Raw genomic sequence first — 26423 nt, 5'->3', positions numbered from 1 at the left:
CCCAATGGATGATCGGTCCGGCACGGCGCCGGATCCGGCCAGCATTGTTCCAGATAGGACGGACGCGGTTTCGACCGGATCATGAACTCGACGGGGCCGCCGGATGGCCGGGACCGGGCGGAGTCGTCGCATGCCCGGAACCGGGCCCACCCGTGCGCTGCCGCAGCACGTTGCCGGCGAGTCGGGCCAGCTCGGCGTCCCGGTCGGCCCGCTGGCGCGGCCAGCCCGCCGCGTCCGGCCGGCGCTGCCAGGGCAGCGGCCCGCCCGGTGGCCGGTATTCCACGCCGAGCGCGTCCAGCCGGCCCAGGTGCTCCCGCAGCCGGTCGTCGAAGCCGTCCGCCGAGTCCGGCGGCGACCAGACGGCCTCGGCGAACGCGGAGAGCCTGGGAAAAGCCAGGTAGTCGACGGTACGCGGGTTGTCGGCGTGCTCGGTCCAGAGGTTGCACTGTGCGCCGACGATCCGGTGCCGCAGTTGCGCTGGCAACTCGGCGGGTACCGGCTCGAAGGCCCGGACGTCCGCGACGGTGAGCACGGTGCCGACCGGGATCGGCTCGTCGGGCCGGTCCGACTGCCGGTAGTCCAGGTAGGCGGAGGTGTCCCAGCAGGAGACGACCTCGTGCCCGGCGCGGGCCGCCGCGACCGCCAGCGCCGGCCCGCGCCAGGCCGCGACCGTCGCCTCGCCGGGCAGCCCGCCCTCCAACACCTCGTCCCAGCCGAACAGCACCCGCCCGTTCGCCGCCAGATGCCGCTGGAGCTGCCGGACGAACCAGCTCTGCAACTCGTCCTCGTCGCGCAGCCCCAGCTCGGTCCGGCGTCGCTGGGCGGCCGGGCTGGCCCGCCACTCGGACTTGTCGCACTCGTCGCCGCCGATCCCGATGTGCCGGCTCGGAAACAGCTCCATCACCTCGTCCAGCACGTGCCGGACGAAGTCGAGGGTCTGGTCGGAGACGTTCAGTACCCGTCGGGAGATCCCCCACCGGGTCGAGACCGCCACCGGCTCGCCGGGGTCGTTGCCGAGTTCCGGGTACGCGGCGATCGCCGCCTGGGTGTGCCCGGGCAGGTCGATCTCGGGTACGACGGTGACGAAGCGCTCCGCCGCGTACCCGACGATCTCCCGGAGGTCCTCCTGGCGGTAGTAGCCGCCGTGCGGCCGGCCGTCGAAGCGCTCGTGCTGGCGGGAGCCGACCATCGACTCGGGCCGCCAGGCGCCCACCTCGGTCAGCCGGGGGTAGCGCCGGATCTGCACCCGCCAGCCCTGGTCGTCGGTGAGGTGCAGATGCAGCACGTTCAGCTTGTGCGCGGCGAGCAGGTCGACGAGGCGCAGTACCCCGGCGACCGGCATGAAGTGCCGGGCCACGTCGAGCATGCAGCCGCGCCAGCCGAACCGGGGTGCGTCGGAGATCTCCACCGCCGGCACCCTCCACGGGTCGGCCGAGACCCGGGCCCGGCGGTGCACGGCCGGCGGCAGCAACTGGAGCAGGGTCTGCGTGCCGTAGAAGACGCCGGCCGGGGCGCCGCCGGTGATGGTGACGCCGTCGGGGCGTACCCGCAGGTGGTAGCCCTCGGCGGCCAGTGCCGGGTCGACGGCGAGCGCGATGCTGCCTCCCCCGGCGACGGCGCCACCCCCGAAGCGAGCGCCGTCGCCGGGGGAGGGGTCCGGCAGGGGCAGGCCGGTGGAGCGGGACAGGGTCTCCCGGAGCAGCCGGGCCACCCCGGCACAGCCGGACTCCGCGCCGAGGGTCGTCGCCGGACCGAGCTCGAACGCTCCCGACCCCTCGACGGTGTGGGCCGGACGGGGCAGCGGCATCAGTCCTTCACCGCCCCACCGAGCCCGGAGACCAGCCGGCGCCGGACGAAGACGAAGAAGACCAGTACCGGGACGGTCATCAGGGTGGAGGCGGCCATGATGCCGCCCCAGTCGTTCTCGTCCGGCTTGAAGAAGACCAGCAGCGCGGCCGGCAGGGTCTGGTTCTCGGTGGCGCTGATGATGAAGGTCTTGGCGAAGAGGAAGTCGTTCCAGGCGGTGATGAAGGAGAAGACGCTGGTCGCGGCGAGGCCGGGCGCGATCAGCGGAAAGAGGATCCGGCACAGGATGGTGAACCGGGAGGCGCCGTCCATGGTGGCCGCCTCCTCCACCTCCTGGGGCACCGCCGCGACGAAGCCGCGCAGCATCCAGATCGCGAACGGCAGGCTGAACGCCAACTGCACCAGCACCAGCGAACCGAGGGTGTTCAGCCCGACGCCCGGCACCGTCCGGCCCAGGTCGCGGATCTGGAAGAAGAGCGGGATGCTCAGCGCCTCGACCGGCACCATCTGGGCGATCAGGAAGAGCACCAGGATGGTGCTGCGGGTCCGGAACCGGTAGCGGGTCAGCGCCACCGCGGCCAGGAACGCGACCAGCGCGCTCAGCGCGACCACGGCCAGCGCGACGACCAGGCTGTTCAGAAAGTACCGGCCGAAGCCGCTCACCCCGAGCGCGGAGCGGAAGTGGTCCAGGGTCGGGTGCAGCGTCCACGGGCGCGGGTCGGCGGAGAGGATCTCGCCGGTCGGCTTCAGCGCCGACAGCACCATCCAGTAGATCGGGAAGACCGTGACCAGCGCGACCAGGATCGCGACGGTGTCCGCGACACGGCGACGCATTAGAGCACCTCCCCGGTGCGGCGCAGTGCCCGCAGGTACAGCAGGGTGACCACCAGCAGGATCAGCGTCATCACGATGCCGATCGCCGAGCCCAGCCCGTACTGCGACGAGGCGAACGCCTTCTGGTACGCGTACACGTTGAGCACCATGTTCTGGCCGGCGATGCCGCCACCCCGGGTCATCACGTAGATCTGGGTGAAGACCTTGAAGTCCCAGATGACCGACTGGATCACCACGATCGCGATCAGCGGTCGCAGCATCGGCACCGTGATCCGGCGGAACGCGGTGGCCGCGCCCGCACCGTCCAGCGCCGCCGCCTCCAGCACGGACGGCGGGACGGCCTGGATGCCCGCGTACAGGGTGATCATCACGAACGGGAAGGAGTGCCAGACCACCACCGCACCGACCAGGGCGAAGGCCACGGTCCGGTCGTAGAGCCAGTTGTGGCCGTCCAGCCCCAGCACCTCGTTGACCAGGCCGAGGTTGCTGTCGAAGAGGAACATCCAGACCACCGAGCCGGTCATCGCCGGTGCCGCCCAGGCGGTCAGCGCCGCGTACGACAGCAGGGTCCGGGCCAGCTTGCCGATCCGGGTCATCAGCACCGCCAGCGTGGCACCGACGGCGAGGGTCACCAGCACGCACCCGGCGGCGAAGATCACCGTCTGGCCGAGCACGGTCCAGAACGCCGGATCGGCGAAGAGGGTACCGAAGTTGCCCGCCCCCACGAACCGGGCCGGCTCGCCGCCGGAGACCTGCGGCTGCCCGTAGTCGAAGAGGGAGAGCAGGCCGAGCTGGTAGAGCGGGTACCCGAACATCGGCACCAGCACGGCGAGCGCCGGCAGCAGCAGCAACCCGGGCATCAGCCGCTGCTGCCGGCGGATCGTTGCGGACGACGGCACGCCGGCTACTTCCCGAACGCCGCGGTGATCTGGGTGTTCGCCTCGGCGGCCGCGGCGTCGACGGTCGCCTTACCGGTGATCACCTTCTGCAGCATGTTCGGCAGGATCTTCTCGGCGTCGATGGTGGTCCACGCCTTGTCGACCGGGACGAACCTCGTCCCCGCCTCCATCGTCTCGACGAACGGCTTCAGGAACGGCTCCTTGGCGATCACCTCGGCCCGGCCGGACTTCATCGCCGGCACGAAGCCCATCGCGTCGTAGAGCTTCAGGGTGTACTTCTTGCTCGCCAGCAACTGCATGAACTCGACGGCCAGGCTGCGGTGCGTGGTGGAGCGGAACACCCCGAGGCTGCTGCCGCCGGCGAAGGCGGGGGCGATCGAGCCGGGCTTGGCGCCGGGCAGCGGCACCACGCCGTACTTGCCCTTGACCGCGCCCGCCTCCACCGCCGAGCGGTTGAAGTTGCCCAGGATGCCCATCCCGGCCCGGCCGGCCGCGAACGCCTCGACGGTGCCGCCGCCGGTCAGGTCGACGCACTGCTGGGCCGGGCAGATCTCCGGGCTGAACAGGTCGGTGTACGCCTTGATCCCCGCCTTCGACCCGGGCGAGTCGATGGCCGCGGTGTACGTCCCACCGGAGTTGGTCGCGATGTCGCCACCGGCGTCCCAGACGAACGGCAGCGCGCCGAAGGTGTAGAGACCGCCGACCGCGATCCCGAGCATGTCCTTGCGCTCGGCCCGGATCTTCTTGGCGGCGGCGACCAGTTCGGCGTACGAGGTCGGGGGCGTGAGCCCGAGTTCGGTGAAGACGTCGGTGCGGTAGTAGAGCGCCCGGACGCCGATCCACCACGGCACCCCGTACGCCTTGTCGGCCACGGTGACCGTCTGGACCAGGTCGGCCGGCAGGTCGGCGGCCTCGGCCCACTTCCGGTTCTCCTCGGTGACGTCGGCCATCCCGTTCGAGGCGACGAAGTTGGCCAGGTCGGTGTTGCCGACCTCGGTGACGTCCGGCGCGCTCGCCGGGTCGTTCAGCGCACCCTTGTACTTCTCCGCCCGGGTGTCGGTGGCCAGGTAGCTGACGTCGACCTGCACGTCGGCGTTCTTGGCGGTGAACTCGGCGATCGCCTCGTTGACCACCGCCTCCTTGGCGGCCCGGTTGGCCTCGTCGAAGAGCCAGACCCGCAGGGTGCCGGTCCGGCTGTCGGTGCTCTCGGCGGGTGCGTCGGTGGAGGGCGCGCAGGCACCGGCGCCGAGCGCCAGCGCGAGCAGCGCGGGAAGTGCCAGGAGTTTCCGCACGGGCTTCCTCCTCGAATAACGAGCTAGGTTCGTAATTAGGTCGATATGGATGTCATCCAGGCTGGGGTTCCGCCAGTCGCCCGTCAAGTAACAATTTCCCTGCTCAGAGGCCCTATCAGGACAGGCCGGAGCCGCCGTCCGGCCAGGCCGGACGGCAACTCCCGGAGCGGCTCAGTGATCCAGGTAGAGCACCGCGTGCGAGTACGGCCCTCCGGGCGGTGCCGCCTGGTCGGCCACGACGATCTGCTTGGGCATGGGTCAACCTCCGTGTCGGGGGAACTGTTCGGCGAGCCCGTCCGGGCCCACCAGGGGTGGGGTGAGAAGTCGGCGTACCGCCCGGTCCCGGTCGGCCAGCGCGGCGCGTTGCGGGTCGGTGAGCGTGATCCACGGCGGCACCGGCTCGGTCTGCCGGGGTGGCAGCAGCCGGCCCGCCCGGTAGGTCAGCTCGTTGACCAGCCGCAGCGGTGCGTACCGGCGCTGCCCGTGCACGTCGACCAGCTCGTACCGGCCGGGCTCGATCGTGAAGACCGCGATGTCGGCCGGCGCGCCGACCGCGAGCGTGCCGACCCCGCCCGGCAGGCCGAGCGCGCGGGCCGGTCCGACGGTCGCCGCGGCCACCACCTGGGGCAGGCTCATCCCGACCGCCAGCATCTTGGCCATCGTGGTCGGCAGGTCGAAGACCGGGCCGTGCAGCGACCGGCTGTGCAGGTCGGTGGAGACGGCGTGCGGCGGCATGCCGGCCGCCACCTGCGCCTCCAGCACGTCGAAGGCGAAGCCGCCGGAGCCGTGCCCGAGGTCGAAGCGCACCCCCGCCTGGTACGCCTCCTTCGCCGCCGGGTCGAAGCCGTCCGGGCCGGCCGCGATGCCGCTGGCGCAGTGCGTGATCAGGTCACCCGGGCGCAGCAGCGGCAGCATCTGCGCCACCGTCGGCGGCGCCGCGCCGATGTGCACCATCACCGGCAGCCCGCACGCCTGCGCCGCCTCGACCGCCCGGCGCAGCGGGGCCAGGCCGTGCGTACCGACGTTGTGCCGGTCCATCCGTACCTTGATCCCGACGATGCTGTCCCGGTGCGCCCGTACGGTCGCCACCGCCAGGTCTACGTCGCAGTTGGCCAGCTCCCGGGACTCGCCGACCGGGGCGACCAGCCCCACCGCGGAGATGTTCAGCAGCGCGGGCACCCGGACGGTGTACCGGGCCGAGGCGGCGGCGAAGGCGGCGAACCCGTACGCCCCGGCCGAGCCCGCGTCCACCCAGGTCGTCACGCCGGACCGCCAGGCCACCGGGTCGGGGTCGATTCCCCAGTACGTCGCACCGGCGTGTACGTGCGTGTGCAGGTCGACCAGGCCGGGTGTGACCAGCCGGCCGGCCAGGTCGACCAGCTCGGCGGCCCGCTCCCGGGGTAGCACCGGTGCGACCGCCGCGATCCGGCCGTCCCGGACGGCGACGTCGTGCCGCCCCGTCCGGCCGGTACCCGGATCGAGCAGATCCCCACCGGTGAACAGCAGGTCCCAGCCCTCCCGACCGGACTCGGCAGCGGGCGCGGTCACGGCGCCGCCTCGACCGGGGCGGGCGCCGGCCCGGCCCCGCCGGCGGCGCCGATGCGGAGCCGGTAGAGCCGGGCCGGGCGCCCCTTGCGGTGCACCTGCGTGCTCCCCTCCACCTCGACCAGGCCCGATTCGCTCAGCTTGCGGATCAGCCGGCGGCCGCTGGGATCGGTGATGCCGAGCTGCTGGGCCAGGTCGCTGGGGGAGATGGCCCGGCCCTCCAGGGCCCGTTCGATGGCGGAGAGCCGGGACAGCGTCGCGGCGCTCAGTCCCACCTCGCCGGCCAGCCGTTCGAGTTCGGCGCCGTGCTCCCGGTAGGTGAAGGCGAGCGCGGCTCCGGCCGGGCTCATCGGCCCGATGATGACGCCACCGTCCTCGACCAGGTACGCGCTCGGCGACTCCTCCTGCTCGGCCCGGGCGACCGCCCGCTCAGCCAGGTGCAGGCAGCTCCGGGCCGAGACACCGACCCCGAACCCGGCGGCGACCCGGATGCCGAGGGTCTCCTGCGCCTGGCCGAGCGCGGGCAGCGACACCCAACTGTTGGTCGCCTGCTCGAAGAGGGCCTGGTGGGCGAAGACCACCACCCCGCGCCGGCCCCGGTTCTCGATCCAGGCGTCGCCGAACTCCGGCGTGTTGAGCAGCAGGTTCATCAGCCCCACCCGGGCCCGGTCCAGGTCGAGCTGCGGGCCGGCCCGGCCGACCAGGAAGATGCCGGCGGCGAAGCGCAGCGCACTGGCCTGTTTGGACTGCACCTGGAGGGCCAGCTCGTGCAGTTGGGCCCGCAGGGTGGCCGGCCCGGGCAGGCCGCCGAGCACCGGCGTGCCGCCCTGGAGCTGTGCCGCGACCGCCGTGCGCAGGCTGATCACGTAGTCGGCGCCGGTCCGGGCCAGCGCCGCCCGGTGGAACGAGACGATCTCGGCCACGCTCTGCTCCGGGTCGTAGGGCAGGCAACTGATCTGCGAGCGGTCCAGCTCCAGGGCCCGGGCCACCTCGTCCACGGTCTGGGTGTCGTAGGTGTCGATGCTCACCGGTGTGGGTCGCCAGCCCCGGGACAGCGCCTTGAACAGCGCCAGCGACAGGTCCAGTCCGGCCGAGCGCAGGATCGCCACCGGCAGGTCCGCCGGGAGCAGGTCACGGCACTTCGCGTACGGGACCGGGCCGAGCAGCAGGCCGTCGACGCGTTGCCGGGCGAGCAGGCCGTCGACGAGCCCTCGGACCGCGTCCTCGTGCTGGTAGACGACCCACTCCAGCGTCACCCCGGCCAGCGTGCGGGCCGCGTCCTCGAAGACGGTGCGGTGGCTGGCGTGGATGACGAGACCGATCACCATCCGGCTCTCCAGGTTCGAAAGTGGTCCGTTAACGGCGGCGCCGTTAGCCTGGGCTCCGCCGGCCACCCTCGTCAAGTCGTTGACGAGGAAGGAGCGCATGCGGCAGGCTGGGCGGCCAACAGCGAGCTACATCCGAACCTGTCCGGGGAGAGCCGGTGCGCCACCAACTCGACGAGCCCGCGCTCGACTGGCGCGCCAAGGGGTTCTGGCAGCCCGAGACGCCGGTCCCGGACGCGGCGTTCGCCGCCGCCGGGCACTCGCTGTTCGGCGGCGCCGTGACCTGGCCGGTACTGGCCGTCCGGCGCTCCGCCGTCGCGCACAACGTCGCCACGATGGCCGGGTTCTGCGCCCGGTACGGCTTCTCGTTCGCCCCGCACGGCAAGACCAGCATGGCGCCGTCGCTGCTCGACGCCCAGTTGTCCGCCGGTGCCTGGGCGATCACCATGGCCACCGCCAACCAGGTGCTCGCCTGCCGCGCCCTCGGGGTACCCCGGGTGCTGCTCGCCAACGAGCTGCTCGATCCGGTGCCGCTGCGCTGGCTGGCCCGGGAGGTCGACCGGGGTTTCGAGGCACCCTTCTTCGTGGACTCGGTCGCCGGGGTCGAGGCGATCGACGCGGCGCTCGTCGACCAGCCGGCCGGTGCCCCGTTACGGGTCCTGGTCGAACTCGGCTTCCCCGGTGGGCGGGCCGGCTGCCGCAGCGTCGAGCAGGTGGTCGAGGTCGCCGAGGCGGTCGCCGCGACCCACCGGGTACGCCTCGACGGCGTCGCCGGCTACGAGGGCGGGCTGCCGGACGGCGCGGCCGTGTCGGCGTACCTGCGGCGGCTCCGGACGGCGGCGACCGAGCTGGCCCGCCGAGGGCTGGTCGGCCCGGAGGTGCTGGTCAGCGCCGGTGGCAGCGCGTGGTTCGACCTGGTGGCCGAGGAACTCGGCGGTGCCTGGCTGACCGGGCACGACCTGCGGGTGGTGCTGCGCAGCGGTGCCTACGTCACCCACGACCACGGCTTCTACGCCGAGCACACGCCGTTCCGGCGAATCCCCGGCGAGGGTGCTCTGGACGCCGCCCTGGAGCTCTGGGCGCAGGTCACCTCCACTCCGGAGCCGGGGCTGGCGATCGTCGGCATGGGCAAGCGGGACGCCCCGTACGACGAGGGCCTGCCGGTGCCGCTGCGGATCCGGCGCCGTTCCGGCGAGCTGCGTCCCGGCACCGGGATGACCGTCGGCCGGCTCAACGACCACCACGGCTATCTCTCGGTCCCGCCCGGCGTCGAGCTGGACCCGGGTGACCTGGTCTGCTTCGGCATCTCGCACCCGTGCACCGCCTTCGACAAGTGGCGGGCGCTGCCGGTGGTCGACGACGACCACACCATCGTGGACGTGCTGCGGACCTACTTCTGAGCGGCCTGTCGATCCGAGACGCGGCGTCGAGGCGGTGTCCCGGACGGACGGAGACTGTCGAGCTGCCTCGCTTGTGCTCCCGTCGGGACAGGCGGCGCGATGTCGGGATTGTCGCGCCCCGCCTGTGCACCCAGCTCGACAGTCTCCGTAACTGGGATGCCCGGCTCGGCCCGGTGACGTCGACTCCACGTACCGGACGCCCTCTGATCGGCGCAAGACCGGCCCCCGGACACGGGGCCGGGTCCCGTTCGACCACAATCGACGGAAACTTTCCGCTAGGTACGACGAACTTTTGTAAACCACGACCGAAGTTGCCGTGCTCTGCTCTTTTCTTCTGGCTGCGCAGCCTCTAGCGTGTGTTCATTCGTAACAGAGACGACCGCTGATCGTCATATCCCGCCCGGGTGGCCACCTGGGGCGGGAGCCAGGAAGCGTCCGGCCCGGCCACGGCCGCGACGCACGTCCCCGCGCGCCACGAGTGGCACGTGAGCGCGCCCGTACCCGTCGACTTTCTTCGCGCGGGCACTCACCGAGCATCCGAGCCGCTCACCGAAGACCTCTTGAATCGATCCAAGCATGGGCGGCGGAGGCGTCGTCGCCCGGGAAGGTGCAGGACATGGGGAAGACGCAGCGCGAACCGATGGATCCGGCGGAACGCCGCCGGCTCACCCGGCGCAGCATCCTGGCCGCCTCGGCGGGCGCGGCCGCCGCGCTCAGCGCGGTCGGCGCCAACGTGGTCCGGACCGAGACCCCCGCCGTCGCGCACGGGCAACTGCGGGCCGAGCCGCTGATCCCGGGCCGCAACCGGGGCATCATCCTCTACAGCGTCCGCGACCGGATCTCCGCCGCCCCGGACGACAGCGGTGTGCCGTACGGCTTCGAGCGGGTGCTCGCCCGGATCGCCGAACTCGGCTACCAGGAGGTGGAGTTCGCCGGCTACACCCAGAACACCCAGATCCTGGGCCGGCAGATCACCCCGGAGGAGATCCGCAAGATCCTCGACGACAACGGGCTGGTCGCCAACGGCACGCACACCTCGATCAACCCGGCCACCTTCGAGCAGCAGATGGACATCGCCGAGACGCTCGGCATGAAGAACATCGGTACCGGCAGTGACCCGACGAACTCGGCGTACACCTCGGACTGGGATGCGGCGGCGGACGTCTGGAACGAACTCGGCCGGCAGGCCCGCAGGCGCGGACTCCGGCTCTACACGCACAACCACGACGCCGCGTACTCCTTCCTGCTCGACGCGGGGCCGCTGGACGCGAACGGCCGGCCCACCCGCTCCTCCGGTACCCGCCGGCTGGAGTACTTCTTCCGGAGGACCGACCCGAGGTACGTCTTCTTCGAACTGGACATCTACTGGGCCTACGTCGCCCGGTTCAAGCACCAGAAGTACGTCGACCGGTGGGGCCGGGAGAAGACCGACCTGTTCGACCCGATCCTCAACGTGGTCTCGCAGAGCAAGCGGTTCCCGCTCTTCCACGCCAAGGACGGCAACCGGAACAGCGCCCAGGCCAACGGCTACGAGATGACCCCGCTCGGCGAGGGCGACATCAACTTCCAGCAGTTCTTCCAGACCATCGGCGACCCCGACTTCCGGCACGCCAACTGGGAGCAGGACACCGCGCCCGGCGGCGCGACCAATCCCGGCCAGTCGCTCGACTTCGCCGCGCTCAGCTACACCAACATGTCGGAGCTGACCATCTACCGCCGGTGAGGCGTCCGGGCGGGGCGCGGCGGCGCGTGCCCCGCCCACCTTCCGTGACCCCCGACGTGCAGACGGAGGAGAGATGAAGAGAACCATGCGCCGCTGGCTGACCGTGCTGGCGGCGACCGCGACGATCGTCCCGCTGACGGTCCAGGCCCCGGCGGCAGCCGTACCGGACCCGGGAGCGGGTTCCGGCGGCGTACCCGCCGAGCAACTGGTGGCCGAGGAGAACGGCCCGGCCGCGCTCCGCTCGGACGTCCGGGCGCCGCGCGACTACGGCGTACTGGTCTTCACCAAGACGGCGGGGGCGCGGCGGGCATCCATTCCGGATGGTGTGCGGGCGATCCGGGACCTCGGCAGGGAGCACGGCTTCCGGGTCACCGTCACCCAGGACGCGGCGGCGTTCACCGAGCAGAACCTCGGAAAGTACCGCGCGGTGGTCTTCCTGAACACCACCGGCGACATCCTGAACGCCACCCAGGAGGCGGCGTTCGAGAAGTACGTCCGGGCTGGCGGGGGCTACGCCGGGGTGCACGCGGCGGCCGAGACCGAACCGGACTGGGCCTTCTACCAGAGCCTGCTCGGCGCGAAGGCCACCGGCGCCTCTCCGGTCGAGCCGGGCAACATCGACGTCGCCGACCGGGCGCACCCGTCCACCGAGACCGTGCCGCGCACCCTGACCCTGACCGAGGAGTGGTACAACTTCTCCGCCAACGTCCGGGGCGTCTCGCACGTGCTGGCCACCGCCGACGAGCGCAGCTTCGCCGGTGGCGCGATGGGCTTCGACCACCCGGTCGCCTGGTGCAAGGACTACCAGGGCGGTCGCTCCTGGTACACCGGGCTCGGCCACTCCATCGAAATCTATCGCTCTAAGCCGTTCACCCGGCACCTGCTCGGCGGCATCCAGTGGGCGGCCGGCGTGGTCGAGGGTGACTGCGGCGCGACCGTGACCGGCAACTACGAGAAGGTGACCCTCAACGACGAGCCGGGCGAGCCGATGTCGCTCGCCGTGCTCCCGGACGGCCGGGTGCTGCACAACACCCGCGGCGGCCAGGTGCGGCTCTACGACCCGACCAGCGGGGCAAGCCCGGTGATCAACACGATCCCGGTCTACAGCCACGACGAGGACGGGTTGCAGACCGTCTCGCTCGACCCCGACTTCGCCACCAACAAGTGGGTCTACCTCTACTACTCGCCGCCGCTGAACACGCCCGTCGACAACCCGGCGACCCCGGGGGTCAACGAGGGTGACGCGCCGGCCACCAGCGCCGACCCGACGGTCTGGGACAAGTTCAAGGGCTACAACCAGCTCTCCCGGGTCAAGTTCGTCGACGGCCCGACCCCGCACCTGGACATGAGTACCGAGCAGCAGATCCTGCGGGTGGACGTGGACCGGGGCATCTGCTGCCACGTCGCCGGCAAGGTGAAGTTCGACGGCAAGGGCAACCTTTATCTGATCACCGGTGACGACACCAACGCGGGTGGCTCGGACGGTTTCGCCCCGATCAACGAGTCGCCGACCCAGGGCCCGGGCTACGACGCCCAGCGCTCCTCCGGCAACACCAACGACCTGCGCGGCAAGCTGCTGCGGATCAGGGTACGGCCGAACGGGACGTACACGATCCCGGCCGGGAACCTCTTCCCGGAGGCGCAGGACCACGACAACAGGACCCGTCCGGAGATCTTCCTGATGGGACTGCGCAACCCGTTCCGGTTCGACGTGGACGCCTCCGGGCGGGTCTACGTCGGCGACTACTCGCCGGACAGCCGGACCTCGAACCCGGCCCGGGGGCCGGAGGGGACCGGCCGGTGGTTCTCGACCAACAAGGCCGGCAACTACGGCTGGCCGTACTGCTACTCGCCGGCCCTGCCCTACGTCGACTACGACTTCGCCACCCGTACCTCCGGGGAGCCGTTCAACTGCGGTGCCCCGGTGAACGACTCGCCCCGGAACACCGGCCGGACGGTGCTGCCACCGGTGCAGGAGCCGCAGTTCTGGTACACCTACGAGGCGCGTACCCCGTGCCCGGGGACGTACCTGGAGACGCCGCCGATAAGCTGCGACTTCAAGTGGCCGGTGATCGGGACCGGCGGGGTCGGCCCGCACGGCGGACCGATCTACTCCTACGACCCGGAGTCGACCTCGGAGACGAAGTTCCCGGAGTACTACGACGACGCGGTGGCGTTCGGCGAGTTCACCCGGGACAAGATCTTCATGATGCGGACCGACGGCAGGGGCAACCTGACCGGCGTCGAGCAACTGCTGCCCGGCTTCGTCTTCGACAACCCGATGGAGATGGAGTTCGGCCCGGACGGCAGCCTCTACCTGCTGGAATACGGCGACGGCTTCTTCACCGCCAACCCGGATGCCCAGCTCTCGGTGATCCGCTACGTCAAGGGCAAGCGGTCGCCGGTGGCGGTGCTGAACGCCAGCCCCACCTCCGGGCAGGCCCCGCTGACGGTGAACTTCTCCGCCGTCGGCTCGCACGACCCGGACCCGGGTGAGTCGATCTCGTACGCCTGGGACTTCACCAGCGACGGTACGGTCGACTCGGCCGACCCGAGCACCTCGCACACCTACACCGCGAACGGCACCTACACGGCGCGGTTGACGGTGACCGACTCCAGCGGCAAGACAGGGGTACTGACCCGGACCATCACGGTCGGCAACACCGCTCCGACGGTGACGGTGACCAGCCCGATCCCGGGGTCCTTCTTCAACTGGGGCGACCCGGTCCCGTACACGGTGACGGTCACCGACCCGGAGGACGGGACGATCGACTGTTCCCGGGTGACGGTCAGCTTCGTACTCGGGCACGACACGCACGGCCACGAGCACGGCTCGACCACCGGCTGTACCGGTACGTTGCAGTCCCCGGCCGACGGCGCCGACCACGCCGGCGGCTACCTCTACGGCGGGATCAGCGCCTCCTACACCGACCTCGGCGGTGGCGGCCAGCCGGCGCTGACCACGGTCAACCAGGTCGTGATCCAGACGCCCCGCCAGCAGGCCGAGTTCGCCCAGGTCAAGCAGAACGTGACGATCGGCAACACCAGCGACGCCGGTGGCGGCCAGCACGTCAACGGGATCGACGCGGGCGACTCGATCGCGTTCGACCCGATCAACCTGGGTGACGCCAGCGCGGTCACCTTCCGGGTCTCCGGCGGCTCGGCGGCCACCGCCGGTACGCCGCGGGCCACCGTCGAGCTGCGGCTCGACTCGCCGACCGGCCCGCTGGTCGGCACCGCCACGCTGAACGCCACGACCGGCAACAACGACTGGTCCAGCCAGACCCTGGCGGTCGACCAGCCAGCCGGCGGGCACCGGCTCTACCTGGTGTTCCAGCCGGTCACCGGCGGCCCGACCACCGGCCTGGTGAATCTGAACTGGGTGGAGTTCACCCCGAGGTAGTCCCTTCCAGACGGTTGCCGGGAAGTCGCATCCGTGACTTCCCGGCAGCCGTCCGTCCGTGGACCGGCCCGCCGCCGGTCAGACCTCCGGCCGCCGCCGGTCAGGCCTCCGGCCGCCGCCGGTCAGGCCGGGCCGGGCCGCCGCCGGGCGGACCCATACCGGCGCCGCCGGACGAGGCGGCCAGCAGCCGGGCGTGCAGCGCCGGGTCGGCGTACCCGAGGAAGCGGCGGAGGGCGACCCAGGCGGCGCCGGCGGCCGCGTCCCCCGCCGGCACACCTGGCCGGCCCAGCCGGTCGACGAGCCGGTCCTGCACGGCGGTGCGGATCTCCGGTACCCCGGCGAGGACCCCGCCGGCCAGCACCACCGGACCTGGCGCCGGGTGCAGCGACAGGAGTGTGCCGGCGAGTCGTTCGGCGGCGGTCTCCAGGATGGCCGTCGCGTCCGGGTCACCGTCCCGGGCAGCCGTGCCGACCAGCGGGGCCAGCCCGGCCAGCCGGTCGCGGCCGACCTGGTAGACCCGGGTGACGAAACCGTCCGGCTCGGTACTGCCGAGTTCGGTGGCCACGGCGCGGGCCAGCGGTCCGGACGGTGGGCCCCGGTAGAGCGCCCGGGCCGTCGACCTCGCCGCCGCCAGGCCGAGCCAGAATCCGGAGCCCTCGTCGCCGAGCAGCCAGCCGAGGCCGTCGGCGGTCCGGCCGACCGCGCCGTTGTGGACCTCGGCGGCGACCGCACCGGTGCCGGCGATCAGGACCGTGCCGCACCCGGCCGGGGTGCCGGCCGCGAACGCCACCACCGCGTCGCCGACCGGATGCAGCGGGCAGCTCAGGCCGAGCCGTGACCACTGCGCGGCGTACCGGGCGGAGACCTCCGGCTCGGCCAGCCGGGCCACCCCGGCCAGCCCGACCACTGCGCCGACCACCCGGCTCGGGTCGTACCCGTGCAGCGCGGCCCGGCCGGCCTCGCCGAGCGCGGCGGCGGCCCCGGCCGGATCGGTGGCGACCGGGTTACCGGCCCGGGCGCGGCCACGCCCCACGATCCGGCCGTCCACGGTGGCCAGTACCACCCGGGTGGCCGTGCCGCCGCAGTCGGCGCCGAGCACGAACGCATCGACCATGCCGCCGATGGTGCGGTCTACCGATCGAAAATGTCAAACCTATTGACTTGTGGCCTCTGATGGTCATAACTTTTTTCATCACCTGGTCGTCGTGAAAGGAATGTTGATGGAGGAGAGCGGGCTGCTGGGCCGGTTGCGTACCGAGCTGGCCACGCTGCCGGTCGCCCTGCAGCGGGTCGCCGAGCAGATCCTGATCGCGCCGGAGGAGACCGCCCGGGCCACGATCATCGATCTGGCCGAGCGGGCCGGCACCTCCACCGCGACCGTGACCCGGTTCTGCCGGGTCTTCGGCTACCGGGGCTACGCCCAGCTCCGGGTGGCGGTGGCCACCGAGATCGGCCGGGCCGCGCAGGCGCGCTGGGACACCGACATCGACCGGGAGATCGGCCCCGACGACCCGCTCGACCACCTGCTCGGGGTGGTGGCCAGCGCCGACGCCCGGGCGATCCAGGACACCGCCGGTCAGGTCGACCTGGCCGCCGTCGACCGGGTCGCCGAGGCCGTCGCGCAGGCCCACCGGGTCGACCTGTTCGGGCTCGGCAGCTCCGGCAACGCGGCCCGGGAGATGGCGTTCCGGCTGGAACGGATCCGGATCCCGGTCTGGCACCGGGCCGACCCGCACACCGCGCTGACCAACGCCGCGCTGCTCGGCCCGGGCGACGTGGCGATCGGGCTGTCGCACAGCGGGCGTACCCGGGAGGTGATCGAGGTGCTGGCCGAGGCGGCCGACCACGGCGCACTGACGGTCGCGGTCACCTCGTTCCGGCGCTCGCCGCTGGCCGAGGTCGCCGACGTGGTGCTGACCACCGCCGTACAGGAGACGACGTTCCGGCTGGCCGCGCTCTCCGCGCTGCACTCCCAACTGCTGGTGCTCGACCTGATCTACGTCGCGGTGGCCCAGCGGACCTACCAGCGCACCACCGAGGCGTTCGAGGTGACCGCCCGGGCCGTCGACGCGCACCGGATGCCGGACGACTCGCCGCGGGCCGCACGCCGGCAGCTCAAGACCACGGAGGGGCTTTGACCATGGACATCGGCGCATCCGCCTACCTCACCGCCGTCACCGCCGCGATCGACCGGGTCGCCCGGACCCAGACCGAGGGCGTACGCCGGGCAGCCGACCTGATCACCGCCGCGCTGGACCGGGGCGGAGTGGTGCAGGCGTTCGGCTGCGGGCACTCCGAGGCGCTCTCGATGGAGATCGCCGGTCGGGCCGGCGGACTGGTACCCAGCAACCGGATCGCCCTGCGCGACCTCGTGCTCTACGGCGGCGCCGACCGGACCGTACTCGAGGACCCGCTGCTGGAACGCGACCCGACCGTGGCGCACCGGCTCTACGAACTGGCGCCGATCAAGCCGGACGACGTCTTCGTGCTCACCTCCAACTCCGGTGTCAACGGGGTGATCGTCGAGTTCGCCCTGCTGGTCAAGGAGCACGGCCACCCCCTGATCGGGATCACCTCGCTCGACCACACCGCCCGGGTCACCCCCGGGCACCCGTCGGGGCGGCGCCTCGCCGACCTCGCCGACGTCGTACTCGACAACGGGGCGCCGTACGGCGACGCCGCGCTGCCCCTGCCCGATGGCGGTGCCGTCGGGGCCATCTCCTCGATCACCGGTGCCGTGCTCGCCCAGCAGGTCGTCGCCGAGGTCGTCGCCCGGCTGCTCGACGCCGGTACCCGGCCACCGGTCTACCTGTCCGCGAACGTCCCGGGCGGCCGGGAGCAGAACAGCGAGCTAGAGGCGCGGTACGCCGGTCGCATCCGGCGCACCGCCTGAAGAGAAGAAGGCGAGGCGCCATGAACTCTTTCCGTCCGGCCCGCTCCGGGCCGGCACCGACCACCGGCCCGGGACGGCGTACCGTGCTGCGGGCCGCCGCGATCGGGCTGGCCGCCCCGGCGCTCGCCGGCTGTGTCACCAGCGGCGGCGACGACGGCCAGCCCGCCGCGGCCAAGGGCGAGACGAGCGCCGACAACCCGCTCGGGGTGCCCGCCTCGACCCCGCTGGAGGTGGTCGTCTTCGACGGCGGCTACGGCGACGAGTACGCCACCAACGCCGAGAACATCTACAAGGGACGGTTTCCCGGCGCGACCGTGGACCACAAGGCGCTCCAGAAGGTCGGCGAGGCGCTGCAACCCCGGTTCGTCGCCGACACCCCGCCGGACGTGGTGGACAACACCGGTGCCGGCCGGCTCGACCTGGCCACCCTGGTCGCCGCCGGCAAGCTGGCCGACCTCACCGAGCTGCTCGACGCCCCGTCGCTGGACGACCCCGGCCGCAAGGTCCGGGACACTCTGCTGCCGGGGGTGGTGGCCGACGGCACGCTGGACGGCAAGGTCTACACGCTCAACTTCACCTACACCGTCTGGGGACTCTGGTATTCCAAGCCGCTCTTCGACAGGCACGGCTGGGCGTACCCGACGAGCTGGGACGCGATGCTGGCGCTCTGCGCACAGATCAAGAAGGCGGGCATCGCGCCCTGGACCTATCAGGGCAAATACCCGGAGTACCTGAACGACCCGCTGCTGGCGATGGCGGCCAAGGCCGGCGGTCCGGAGCTGGTCACGGCGGTCGACAACCTCCAGCCGGGCGCCTGGAAGCAGCAGCCGCTGCTGGACGCGGCGACCGCGATCGCCGAACTCGCCGGCCGGGGCTACCTGCTGCCCGGCTCCGAGGCGCTGTCGCACACCGAGGCCCAGGCCGCCTGGTCGCAGGGGAAGGCCGCGATCATCCCGTGCGGCTCCTGGCTGGAGGCCGAGCAGAAGGGTGTCACCCCGGCCGGCTTCGACATGGTGATGGGCGCGGTACCGTCGCTGGGCGCGGCCGACAAGCTGCCGTACGGGACGATCCAGGCCGCCAGCAGCGAGTCGTTCCTGGTCCCGGCCCGGGCCAAGAACCCGCGCGGCGGGCTGGAGTTCCTCCGGGTGCTCTTCTCCTCCGGCAGCGCCCGGCGGTTCGCCGAACTGAACAGCACGCTGCCCAGCGTCGCCGGAGCCACCGACGGGCTGGCCGTCAGCACCGGGCTCGGCTCGGTCCGCTCCGCCGTGCAGGCCGCCGGCCCGAACACCGTCACCTACCGGTTCCGCACCTGGTACGCCCCGCTGGCCAAGGCGGTCGACGACGCCACCGGCGAACTCGCCACCCGCCGGATCAACCCGGGGCAGTGGGCCGACCGGATCCAGAAGGCCGCCGACGCGGTCGCCGCCGACTCCGCCGTCACCAAGTACACCCGGTAGCCCTCGATGGCGGCCCTGCGGCACGGCAAGTACCGCTTCCTCGCCGGGGCGATCCTGCCCGGACTGCTGCTCTACGCGGTCTTCGTGCTCTCCCCGTACGCGCAGGCGTTCTATCTCGCGCTGACCGACTGGACCGGGGTCTCCGGGCAGGTGGAGATCGTGGGGCTGGAGAACTTCCGGCGGCTGGTCGACGATCCGCTCTTCCTGGCGGCGCTGCGCAACAACGGGCTGCTGCTGCTCGTCGTGCCGGCGGTCACCATCGGGCTCGGGCTGCTGCTCGCCGGGCTGGTCAACTTCGGCGGCCGGCGGGGCAGCACGATGGTCGGCGGGGTCCGGGGCGGCGAATTCTACAAGGTCGCCTACTTCTTCCCGCAACTGCTCTCGCTGCCGATCATCGCGGTGCTCTGGCAGTTCGTGTACCACCCGAACGAAGGCGTGCTCAACGGCGCGCTCCGGGCCGTCGGGCTGGACTTCCTGGCCCGGACCTGGCTGGGCGACCCGCACCTGGCGCTCTGGGCGGTGGCCGGGGTGCTGGTCTGGTCGTCGGTCGGCTTCTACATGGTGCTCTTCTCCGCCGCGATGGAGTCGATCCCGCGCGACGTGCTGGAGGCGGCGGTACTGGACGGGGCCGGCCGGCTCGCCGTACTCCGCCGGGTGGTGCTGCCGCTGGTCCGGGAGAACGTGCAGGTGGCCTTCGTCTACCTCGGCGTACTCGCGCTGGACGGCTTCGCGGTCGTCCAGGTGATGACGGTCGGACCGGGCGGCCCGGACGGGGCCACCGAGGTGATCGGGCTCGGCCTCTACCGCAACGCCTTCACCTACGGCCGGTTCGGCTACGCCGCCGCGATGGGGGTGGCGCTGTTCTTCCTCACCCTCGCGCTCGCCGTCGTCGCGCTGCGGGTCGGCCGCCGGGAGCGGGTGGAACTCTCATGACGACCCTGGTCGACCGTCCGGCCGGCCGGCAGCCGCCCGCCGCACCGGTCCGCATCCCGGCCCGCCGTACCGGGCGGTTCGGCGACCTGGCCGCGCACCTGTTCCTGGTCGGCTGGGCCGCGTTGGTCACCGTGCCGCTGCTCTGGGCGGTGCTCAGCTCGCTGAAGACCGACCGGGAGATCCTGACCAGCCCGTGGACGGTGCCGGCGACGCCCCGGTTCGACAACTGGGCCCGGGCCTGGGGCGAGGCGTCGATCGGCAGCTACTTCCTGAACAGCGCGATCGTGGTGGGCAGCGCGCTGGTGCTGACCATGCTGCTCGGCGCGCTGGTCGCGTACGCCCTGGCGCGGTATTCGTTCCCGGGCAACCGGCTGCTCTACTACCTCTTCGTCGCCGGGCTGCTCTTCCCGGTCTTCCTCGCCCTGGTGCCGCTCTTCTTCGTGGTACGCCAACTCGGGCTGCTCGGCACCTATCCGGGGCTGATCCTGGTCTACACCGCGTACGCCCTGCCGTTCACCGTTTTCTTCCTGTACGGGTTCTTCCGCTCGCTCCCCTCGGCGCTGGCCGAGGCGGCGTTCCTGGACGGCTGCTCGCACTGGGGCGTGCTCTTCCGGGTGATGCTGCCGCTGGCCCGGCCGGGCCTGGTCAGCATCGCGATCTTCAACTTCCTCGGCCTGTGGAACCAGTACCTGCTGCCGCTGGTGCTCAACCCCGACCCCGAGCGGTACGTGCTGGCCCAGGGGCTGGCAGCCCTGTCGGTCAGCCAGGGCTACCGCAGCGACTGGAGTGGTCTCTTCGCCGGCCTCACCATCGCGATGTTGCCGGTGCTGGCCGCGTACCTGCTCTTCCAACGCCAGATCCGGACCGGCCTGACCGCCGGTGCGGTCCGCTAGGCCCCGTCCCACCGCACCTCCCACCTGGTCACCACCCGCGCGCCGGCCGGTGCCGGCCGCGGTAACCCCCTTGTCACCCCCACCGGGAGGAGAAATCCCCGTGTCAGCCAGACCCAGCGCGCGAAGCCTCGCCGCCGGTACGGCGGCCCTGCTGGCCGTCGGCACTCTCGCCGGCATCACCGCGACCACCGCCGGTGCCGTACCGGCCGCCGCCCCCGCCGCCGCAGCCGCCTGCGGCGTCCTCTTCGACGACTTCGGCTACTCGTCACCCTCCGACCCGGCGATCGCCGCGCGGGGCTGGACGGTGCGGACCAACTCCGGCGGTCCGGGTGTGCCCGGGGCGTCCTGGCCGGCGTCGAACGTCAGCTTCCCCGCGGACGGCGGGCAGAAGGTGCTCCAGTTGACCGCCCGCACCGACGGTACGGCCGGCGGCACCAGCCACGCCGAGTTCTTCCACCAGCGCAAGTTCTTCGAGGGCACCTACGCCAGCCGGGTGCGGTTCACCGACGCGCCGCAGTCCGGGCCGGACGGTGACCACCTGGTGGAGACCTTCTTCACCATCACCCCGCTGGACCGGCCGCTCGACCCGAACTACGGCGAGATCGACTTCGAGTACCTGCCGAACGGCGGCTGGGGCGAGCAGGGGCCGATCTTCTACCAGACCACCTGGGAGACGTACCAGAACGAGCCGTGGCAGGCCGACAACACCCACACCGCGCAGCGGACCAGCTTCGCCGGCTGGCACGACCTGGTCTTCACGGTTTCCGGTGGCCGCGTGAAGTACTACGTGGACGGTCAGCAGGTGGCCGACCACGGCGACCGGTACTACCCGGAGACCCCGATGTCGATCAACTTCAACCTCTGGTTCATCGACCTCACCGGACGGACCGGCACCGGGCTGGCCAGCTACATCCAGCAGGTCGACTACCTCTACTACGCCGACCAGGAGGTGATCAGCACCGCCGAGGCGAAGAACCGGGTGGCCGCGTACCGGTCGGCCGGCACCGGCCACGTCGACACGGTGGGCAGCGGCGGTGCCTGCCCGACCACGCCGCCGACCACCCGGCCGCCGACCACGCCGCCGACCACCCGGCCGCCCACCACCCCGCCGACCACCCCGCCACCGGCCAACTGCGCCGGTGCTCCCGCCTGGGACTGGGGGACCGTCTACCTGGAGGGTGCCCGGGTCCGGCACAACGGCCGGCTCTGGCAGGCGAACTGGTGGACGCAGGGCTCCGAGCCGGGACTGACCGCGCAGTGGCGTGACCTCGGCCCCTGCTGAACGAGCGCCGGCTCTCCCACCTCCGCCGGTGCGGGGGTGGGAGAGCCGGGGTGGACGGAAGACATTGACGCACCTGAATTAGGTCATTACCATCCTGAATCAGGAAAGCGCTTTCCAGCTAGTCGTCCGCTCGTCCACACTCCGGGCTTCCGCGGCGCACACCCGACACGGAATCCGGCGAAACCGCACAGGGAGGCCACCATGGGTGTCCGTGCTCCAGCGCGCCCGAGATCCCGGCTCGGCCGGCCGCTGGTCGGGGGCGCGGTCGCGCTGCTCACCGCGGCCGCGGCCGTCTCCGCGCCGTCCGCCAGCGCCGCCACGGCCGTCTCCGCGCCGGTCGGCAGCGCCGTGTCCAGCGAGGGCCTGGTCGGCTTCGCCACCCTGACCGGGTACGGCCGCACCGGCACCAACGGCGGAGCCGGCGGCCCGACGGTGACGGTCAGCAACTACGCCCAGTTGGCGGCGGCGATCGCCGACGACGTGCCGAGGATCGTCCGGGTCTCCGGCACCGTCACCGGCAGCGGCGACGACATGCTGGACGTCGGCTCCAACAAGACCATCATCGGTGTCGGATCGTCGGCCACGATCAGCGGCTTCGGGCTGGACGTCAACGGCTGGGGGCCGGCGGAGGTGGACTGGGGCGGCGACACCTGCGACCCCGCCGAGCGGGACCGGTTCACCCACGTGCAGAACGTCATCATCCGTAACCTGTCGTTCCGGAACTCGCCGGACGACTCGATCAACGTGCAGTGCTACTCGCACCACGTCTGGATCGACCACAACACCTTCTATCCCGCCTCCGACGGCTCGGTGGACATCAAGCGCGGCTCGGACCTCGCGACCGTCTCGTACAACCGGTTCGCCGGCACCGACAAGTCGATGCTGCTCGGGCACAGCGACAACAACGCCGCCCAGGACACCGGCTACCTGCGCGTGACGTACCACCACAACTGGTTCGACGGGTCGAACACCCGCCATCCCCGGGTCCGGTTCGGCTACGCCCACGTGTACGCCAACTACGTCAGCATCGACGACTACTTCATCGGGCTCGGGGTCGAGGGCCGGATCTACGCCGAGAGCAACTACGTCCGGGGTGCCAAGACCATCACCGAGGACTTCGGCAACGCCCGTCTGACCTGGACCAGCAGCAACTTCTACGACATCGCCACCATCACCCGGGCGAACGACAGCGGCAAGACGATGGAGGACTGGCTGCGTGCCGACGGCAGCGTCGGGCCGCCGCCGTACAGCTACTCGGCCGGCTCCGCCTCCAGCAGTCCGCCGTCGGCGGGTGCCGGGGTCCCCGGCGCGGACACCATCCCGTAGCCCCGCACCGCCGGGTCGCCCGCCCGCCGCTCCCGCGTACCGTCCGCCGAGCCGTCGCCCGTCACGGCCGGTCGGGCGGCCCGGGAGCGGCGGGTGGGCGCTGTTCGTCGTCGGCATCGCGGTCCGCCGCCGCCACGCCCTCCCGCTGGGCCGGTACCGGGGTCTCCGGCGCCGGTGCGGTCGCGGGCGAGGATGCCGTGCCGGCGGACGGCGTGGTCGCCGGGGCGGCCGTCTCCCGGCGCCGCCGGAGTATCCGTACGCCGACCGGCACGAGCAGGGCCAGCACGGTGACCACGAAGAGGGTGCCGGAGATCGGCCGGGTCAGGAACCCGCTCGGATTGCCGTCGAAGATCCGCATCGACTGCCGGAACGCCGTCTCCAGCAGGCTGCCCAGCACGAACGCCAGCACCAGCGGGCCGGGCTCGAAGCCGGTCTTCTTCATCAGGTACCCGACGACGCCGAAGACGATCACCAGCAGCATGTCGAAGGTGCTGTTGTTGACGGTGTAGACGCCGAGCATCGTCACCGTCACCACGACCGGCGCGAGGATGCTGTCCCGGACCGAGACCAGCCGGACGAAGACGCCGACCAGCGGGACACTCAGGATCAGCAGGAAGATGTTGCCGATGTACATCGAGTCGACGACGCCCCAGAAGACCTCGGGGTTCTCGTCGATCAGCCGGGGACCGGGCGGGATGCCCTGGAGCAGCAGCGCGCCGAAGATCAGCGCCATCACCGGGTTGGTCGGGATGCCCAGGGTCAGCAGCGGGATGAACGAGGAGGTCGCGGCGGCGTTGTTCGCGGTCTCCGGTGCCGCCACGCCCTCGATGGCGCCCCGGCCGAACCGCTCCGGCGTCCTGCTACGCCGCTTCTCCAGGGCGTACGCGGCCATCGACGACAGCACCCCGCCGCCGCCGGGCAGCAGTCCGATGAAGAACCCGACCACCGAGCCGCGCCCCACCGCGCCCCGGGACTGCCGCCAGTCCTCCCGGGACGGCCAGGCGTTGCTGACCCGGGGCTTCGGCAGCCGGTTCCGGGCCCGGTGTTCGAGCAGGTAGAGGATCTCGCCGAGCCCGAACAGCCCCATCGCGAGGGCGACGAAGTCGACGCCGTCGGCCAGGTTGATGTTGCCGAAGGTGAACCGGGGCGAGGCGAACAGCGGGTCCGGCCCGGCGGCGGCGAGCAGCAGGCCGAGCCCTGCCGCGACCAGGCTCTTCGCGGTGGAGACCGTACCGAGGCTGGCGACCAGCAGGATCCCCATCGCGGCCAGTACGGCGTTCTCCGGCGGGCCGAAACCGAGCGAGAACTTGGCCAGCACCGGGGCGACCAGGGTCAGCCCGACGATGCTCACCGTGCCGCCGATGAACGACCCGATCGCGGCGATGCCCAGGGCCGAGCCGGCCCGCCCCTGCCGGGCCATCTGGTAACCGTCGATGGTGGTGATGACCGTGGCCGCCTCGCCGGGCAGCCGCAGCAGCACCGAGGTGATGGTGCCGCCGTACATGGCGCCGTAGTAGATGCCGGCGAGCATGATGATCGCCGACTCGGCCGGGATCTCGTAGGTGATCGGCAGCAGCAGTGCGATCGTCGCGACCGGTCCGAGGCCGGGCAGTACCCCGATGACCATGCCGATCACGACACCGGCCAGCACGTACAGCAGGTTCACCGGAGTGAACACCACCCCGAAGCCGGCCAGGACGGGGTCGAGAAAGTCCACTCAGAAGGCCAATCTCGGGAGCTTCACGTCCAGCAGCGTGATGAACAGCAGGTAGAGGGCGGCCGTGGTGACGACGCTCACCACCGCGGTGACCCGCCAGGACTCCCGCCCGAGCACCCTGAGCCAGAACGCCATCACCAGCAGGGTGGGTATTTCGAAGCCGATCCGGTTGATCAGCAGCACGAAGACGACCAGGCTGACGACCCCCAGGGCGATCCCGATCCCACCCCGGCCGAACTGCTCGACCGCCGCCGCCTTCCGTTCGAAGACCAGCGACCACAACCCGGCGCCGAGCAGGAGCAGGCTGGCCAGCGCCGGCCAGAGCCCCGGACCGGCCTCGGCGGGCGTACCGAGGGAGAGCGAGACGGAGTATCCGAGACCGGCCAGGCCGAGCGCGATCGGCAGCACGCCCGCGACGAGCTGTCCGAGCCGGCCGGCCGGCGGGATGTCGTCGGAGGGCAGCAGCCCCGGCTCGCCCTCCCCGGCCGGCGGGGACGCCCCGTCGAGGTCGGTCCGACTCACTTCGGCCCCAGCCCGAACCGGTCGATCAGCGCCTTGTACCGGTCGAAGTCACCCTTGACCTTGCTCGCCACCTCGGTGCCGTCGACCTCGAACCGGTCGATGTAGTTCTTCTTCAGGAAGTCGTCGTACTCCGGTGCCTTGACCGCCTCCCGGAACGCCTCCTGGAGCGCGGTCACCGCGTCGTCCGGCATCGACTTCGGCCCGGCGATGAACCGGGCCTGGTCGACGGTGAGGTCGAAGCCCTTCTCGACGGCGGTCGGCACGTCGGGCAGCGAGGGGCTGCGCTGCTGGCTGAACACTCCGAGCCAGCGCAGCTCGCCGGACTGCACCAGCCGCATCGACTCGGCCGGTTGGGAGGCGCCGATGTCGACCTGCTTGCCCAGCACGGCGGTGACGGCCGGACCGCCGCCGCCGAACGGCACGTCGGTGGCGTTGATCCCGGCGAGCTTGTAGAACGCGGTCTGCGCGAAGTACGCCCCGGTGCCCACCCCGGAGTGCCCGTACGTGATCCGCCGCCCGCTGCCCTTGAGCGCGATCACGTCGTCGATGGTCTTGAACGGGGAGTCCTTGTGCGCGACCAGCACGATGTTCTCGACGGTCAGCCCGATCACCACCCGCAGCTCGTCGAGCGAGACCGTGGCGGCGTTCCTGCCCAGTTGCGGGGTGAGGGTGAACAGCGAACTCGGCGGGAAACCGATCTTGTAACCGTCGCCCTGGGCCGAAGCCACCTCCTTGGTGCCGACGGCGGCGGCCGCGCCGTCCCGGTTGATGATCACCATCGACTGGCCGAGCGGCTTCTCGATCGCCTTGCCGAGGGTCCGGGCGATCAGGTCGGTGCTGCCACCCGGGGCGAACGGCACGATCAGCTCGACCGAGCGTTCCGGGTATCCCGATCCGCCGTCCTCGCCGCCGTCGCCGGTCTGCACGCTGCAACCGGCGAGGAAGGCTCCCGCGCCGAGCCCCGCGCCCAGGCGCAGGACGGCACGCCGGTCCATGGCGCGCCGCAGATTCGATTCGGTCACTGGTCCCTCCCTGGTGGCTCAGGTTGGAGATCTTGGACTTCGAAGAGTGTCACCTTGATACATGCCGATCTAGGGGCTGTCAATCAAATCGGTGGCAGCAGTACGAAGCGGGCGGAAGCGTCAGCAGCCCCCGAATCCTCTCAGGACCTGG

The 26423-nt window shown here is 71.6% G+C and carries 20 protein-coding genes; 10 read left to right on the top strand and 10 right to left on the bottom strand.

The annotated features are described in order from the left end of the window. Positions 1–79 precede the first annotated feature (79 nt). From ACQEVC_RS41115 to ACQEVC_RS41090, 6 genes are all read right to left on the bottom strand, one after another. Complete coding sequence (locus ACQEVC_RS41115; protein ID WP_432889221.1) at positions 80–1807, bottom strand: beta-N-acetylhexosaminidase; 1728 nt, start codon at positions 1805–1807, stop codon at positions 80–82. Then, a complete protein-coding gene (locus ACQEVC_RS41110; protein WP_432889218.1) occupies positions 1807–2640 on the bottom strand; it encodes a carbohydrate ABC transporter permease in 834 nt (277 codons plus the stop codon). Before ACQEVC_RS41110 ends, ACQEVC_RS41115 begins: the two co-directional genes overlap by 1 nt. Next, on the bottom strand, positions 2640–3539 hold the full coding sequence (locus ACQEVC_RS41105) for a carbohydrate ABC transporter permease (protein ID WP_432889216.1): 900 nt from the start codon (positions 3537–3539) through the stop codon (positions 2640–2642). Before ACQEVC_RS41105 ends, ACQEVC_RS41110 begins: the two co-directional genes overlap by 1 nt. A gap of 5 nt (positions 3540–3544) precedes the next feature. Beyond that, positions 3545–4831: an extracellular solute-binding protein gene (locus ACQEVC_RS41100; protein ID WP_432889214.1), complete on the bottom strand. Its 1287-nt coding sequence runs from the start codon at positions 4829–4831 to the stop codon at positions 3545–3547. 258 nt (positions 4832–5089) lie between these two features. Further along, positions 5090–6379 carry an amidohydrolase/deacetylase family metallohydrolase gene (locus ACQEVC_RS41095; RefSeq protein ID WP_432889212.1) on the bottom strand — a complete coding sequence of 430 codons (1290 nt, stop codon included), beginning with the start codon at positions 6377–6379 and terminating at the stop codon, positions 5090–5092. After that, entirely contained in the window at positions 6376–7704 is a 1329-nt protein-coding gene (locus ACQEVC_RS41090) for a MarR family transcriptional regulator (RefSeq protein WP_432889210.1), read from the bottom strand. The genes ACQEVC_RS41095 and ACQEVC_RS41090 overlap by 4 nt, the downstream gene beginning before the upstream one ends. Positions 7705–7859: 155 nt before the next feature. Here ACQEVC_RS41090 and ACQEVC_RS41085 point away from each other — a divergent pair, with 155 nt between their 5' ends. The 3 genes from ACQEVC_RS41085 to ACQEVC_RS41075 all read left to right on the top strand — a co-directional run bounded on the left by ACQEVC_RS41085 (position 7860) and on the right by ACQEVC_RS41075 (position 14227). After that, the gene (locus ACQEVC_RS41085) at positions 7860–9101 is read left to right on the top strand and encodes an alanine racemase (protein ID WP_432889208.1); all 1242 of its coding nucleotides are present in this window, start codon (positions 7860–7862) and stop codon (positions 9099–9101) included. Between the two features lie 616 nt (positions 9102–9717). Continuing rightward, positions 9718–10824, top strand: a complete 1107-nt coding sequence (locus ACQEVC_RS41080; protein WP_432889206.1) for a sugar phosphate isomerase/epimerase family protein — start codon at positions 9718–9720, stop codon at positions 10822–10824. A 73-nt stretch (positions 10825–10897) separates the two neighbouring features. After that, on the top strand, positions 10898–14227 hold the full coding sequence (locus tag ACQEVC_RS41075; RefSeq protein ID WP_432889204.1) for a ThuA domain-containing protein: 3330 nt from the start codon (positions 10898–10900) through the stop codon (positions 14225–14227). A gap of 100 nt (positions 14228–14327) precedes the next feature. On the opposite strand, the gene ACQEVC_RS41070 is transcribed toward ACQEVC_RS41075, so the two are convergent. After that, the gene (locus tag ACQEVC_RS41070) at positions 14328–15341 is read right to left on the bottom strand and encodes an N-acetylglucosamine kinase (protein WP_432889202.1); all 1014 of its coding nucleotides are present in this window, start codon (positions 15339–15341) and stop codon (positions 14328–14330) included. Between the two features lie 100 nt (positions 15342–15441). Here ACQEVC_RS41070 and ACQEVC_RS41065 point away from each other — a divergent pair, with 100 nt between their 5' ends. From ACQEVC_RS41065 to ACQEVC_RS41035, 7 genes are all read left to right on the top strand, one after another. Then, entirely contained in the window at positions 15442–16365 is a 924-nt protein-coding gene (locus tag ACQEVC_RS41065) for a MurR/RpiR family transcriptional regulator (protein WP_412102842.1), read from the top strand. Between the two features lie 2 nt (positions 16366–16367). Beyond that, positions 16368–17120 carry a sugar isomerase domain-containing protein gene (locus ACQEVC_RS41060; RefSeq protein WP_432892003.1) on the top strand — a complete coding sequence of 251 codons (753 nt, stop codon included), beginning with the start codon at positions 16368–16370 and terminating at the stop codon, positions 17118–17120. Positions 17121–17140: 20 nt separating this feature from the next. Continuing rightward, the gene (gene ngcE / locus ACQEVC_RS41055; protein ID WP_432889200.1) at positions 17141–18577 is read left to right on the top strand and encodes an N-acetylglucosamine/diacetylchitobiose ABC transporter substrate-binding protein; all 1437 of its coding nucleotides are present in this window, start codon (positions 17141–17143) and stop codon (positions 18575–18577) included. Positions 18578–18583: 6 nt separating this feature from the next. Next, complete coding sequence (locus tag ACQEVC_RS41050; RefSeq protein ID WP_318397844.1) at positions 18584–19510, top strand: carbohydrate ABC transporter permease; 927 nt, start codon at positions 18584–18586, stop codon at positions 19508–19510. Beyond that, positions 19507–20403: a carbohydrate ABC transporter permease gene (locus tag ACQEVC_RS41045; RefSeq protein ID WP_432889197.1), complete on the top strand. Its 897-nt coding sequence runs from the start codon at positions 19507–19509 to the stop codon at positions 20401–20403. Before ACQEVC_RS41050 ends, ACQEVC_RS41045 begins: the two co-directional genes overlap by 4 nt. Before the next feature lie 100 nt (positions 20404–20503). After that, positions 20504–21685, top strand: a complete 1182-nt coding sequence (locus tag ACQEVC_RS41040) for a carbohydrate-binding protein (protein WP_432889195.1) — start codon at positions 20504–20506, stop codon at positions 21683–21685. A 201-nt stretch (positions 21686–21886) separates the two neighbouring features. After that, complete coding sequence (locus ACQEVC_RS41035) at positions 21887–23011, top strand: pectate lyase family protein (RefSeq protein WP_432889193.1); 1125 nt, start codon at positions 21887–21889, stop codon at positions 23009–23011. A gap of 61 nt (positions 23012–23072) precedes the next feature. Here the strand turns inward: ACQEVC_RS41035 and ACQEVC_RS41030 are convergent, their stop codons facing one another. From ACQEVC_RS41030 to ACQEVC_RS41020, 3 genes are read right to left on the bottom strand one after another with little or no spacing between them, the layout of a single operon-like run. Then, positions 23073–24728 carry a tripartite tricarboxylate transporter permease gene (locus ACQEVC_RS41030; RefSeq protein ID WP_432889191.1) on the bottom strand — a complete coding sequence of 552 codons (1656 nt, stop codon included), beginning with the start codon at positions 24726–24728 and terminating at the stop codon, positions 23073–23075. Beyond that, positions 24729–25250, bottom strand: coding sequence for a tripartite tricarboxylate transporter TctB family protein (locus tag ACQEVC_RS41025; RefSeq protein ID WP_432889189.1), 522 nt, complete (start codon positions 25248–25250; stop codon positions 24729–24731). It abuts the gene before it with no gap. After that, on the bottom strand, positions 25247–26272 hold the full coding sequence (locus ACQEVC_RS41020) for a Bug family tripartite tricarboxylate transporter substrate binding protein (protein ID WP_432889187.1): 1026 nt from the start codon (positions 26270–26272) through the stop codon (positions 25247–25249). Before ACQEVC_RS41020 ends, ACQEVC_RS41025 begins: the two co-directional genes overlap by 4 nt. Positions 26273–26423: the final 151 nt, after the last annotated feature.

The organism is Plantactinospora sp. CA-294935, assembly GCF_050936445.1.
Lineage (GTDB): Bacteria > Actinomycetota > Actinomycetes > Mycobacteriales > Micromonosporaceae > Plantactinospora.
The sequence above is the reverse complement of the archived record's forward strand: the minus strand, read 5'-3'. Positions and strand labels throughout refer to the sequence as shown.

Excerpts from the sequence above, each read along its gene's own strand:
- ACQEVC_RS41115 (WP_432889221.1), bottom strand. The coding sequence starts at position 1,807 with ATGCCGCTGCCCCGTCCGGCCCACACCGTCGAGGGGTCGGGAGCGTTC.
- ACQEVC_RS41110 (WP_432889218.1), bottom strand. The coding sequence starts at position 2,640 with ATGCGTCGCCGTGTCGCGGACACCGTCGCGATCCTGGTCGCGCTGGTC.
- ACQEVC_RS41090 (WP_432889210.1), bottom strand. The coding sequence starts at position 7,704 with ATGGTGATCGGTCTCGTCATCCACGCCAGCCACCGCACCGTCTTCGAG.
- ACQEVC_RS41080 (WP_432889206.1), top strand. The coding sequence starts at position 9,718 with ATGGGGAAGACGCAGCGCGAACCGATGGATCCGGCGGAACGCCGCCGG.
- ACQEVC_RS41075 (WP_432889204.1), top strand. The coding sequence starts at position 10,898 with ATGAAGAGAACCATGCGCCGCTGGCTGACCGTGCTGGCGGCGACCGCG.
- ACQEVC_RS41070 (WP_432889202.1), bottom strand. The coding sequence starts at position 15,341 with ATGGTCGATGCGTTCGTGCTCGGCGCCGACTGCGGCGGCACGGCCACC.
- ACQEVC_RS41065 (WP_412102842.1), top strand. The coding sequence starts at position 15,442 with ATGTTGATGGAGGAGAGCGGGCTGCTGGGCCGGTTGCGTACCGAGCTG.
- ACQEVC_RS41060 (WP_432892003.1), top strand. The coding sequence starts at position 16,368 with ATGGACATCGGCGCATCCGCCTACCTCACCGCCGTCACCGCCGCGATC.
- ngcE (WP_432889200.1), top strand. The coding sequence starts at position 17,141 with ATGAACTCTTTCCGTCCGGCCCGCTCCGGGCCGGCACCGACCACCGGC.
- ACQEVC_RS41050 (WP_318397844.1), top strand. The coding sequence starts at position 18,584 with ATGGCGGCCCTGCGGCACGGCAAGTACCGCTTCCTCGCCGGGGCGATC.
- ACQEVC_RS41045 (WP_432889197.1), top strand. The coding sequence starts at position 19,507 with ATGACGACCCTGGTCGACCGTCCGGCCGGCCGGCAGCCGCCCGCCGCA.
- ACQEVC_RS41035 (WP_432889193.1), top strand. The coding sequence starts at position 21,887 with ATGGGTGTCCGTGCTCCAGCGCGCCCGAGATCCCGGCTCGGCCGGCCG.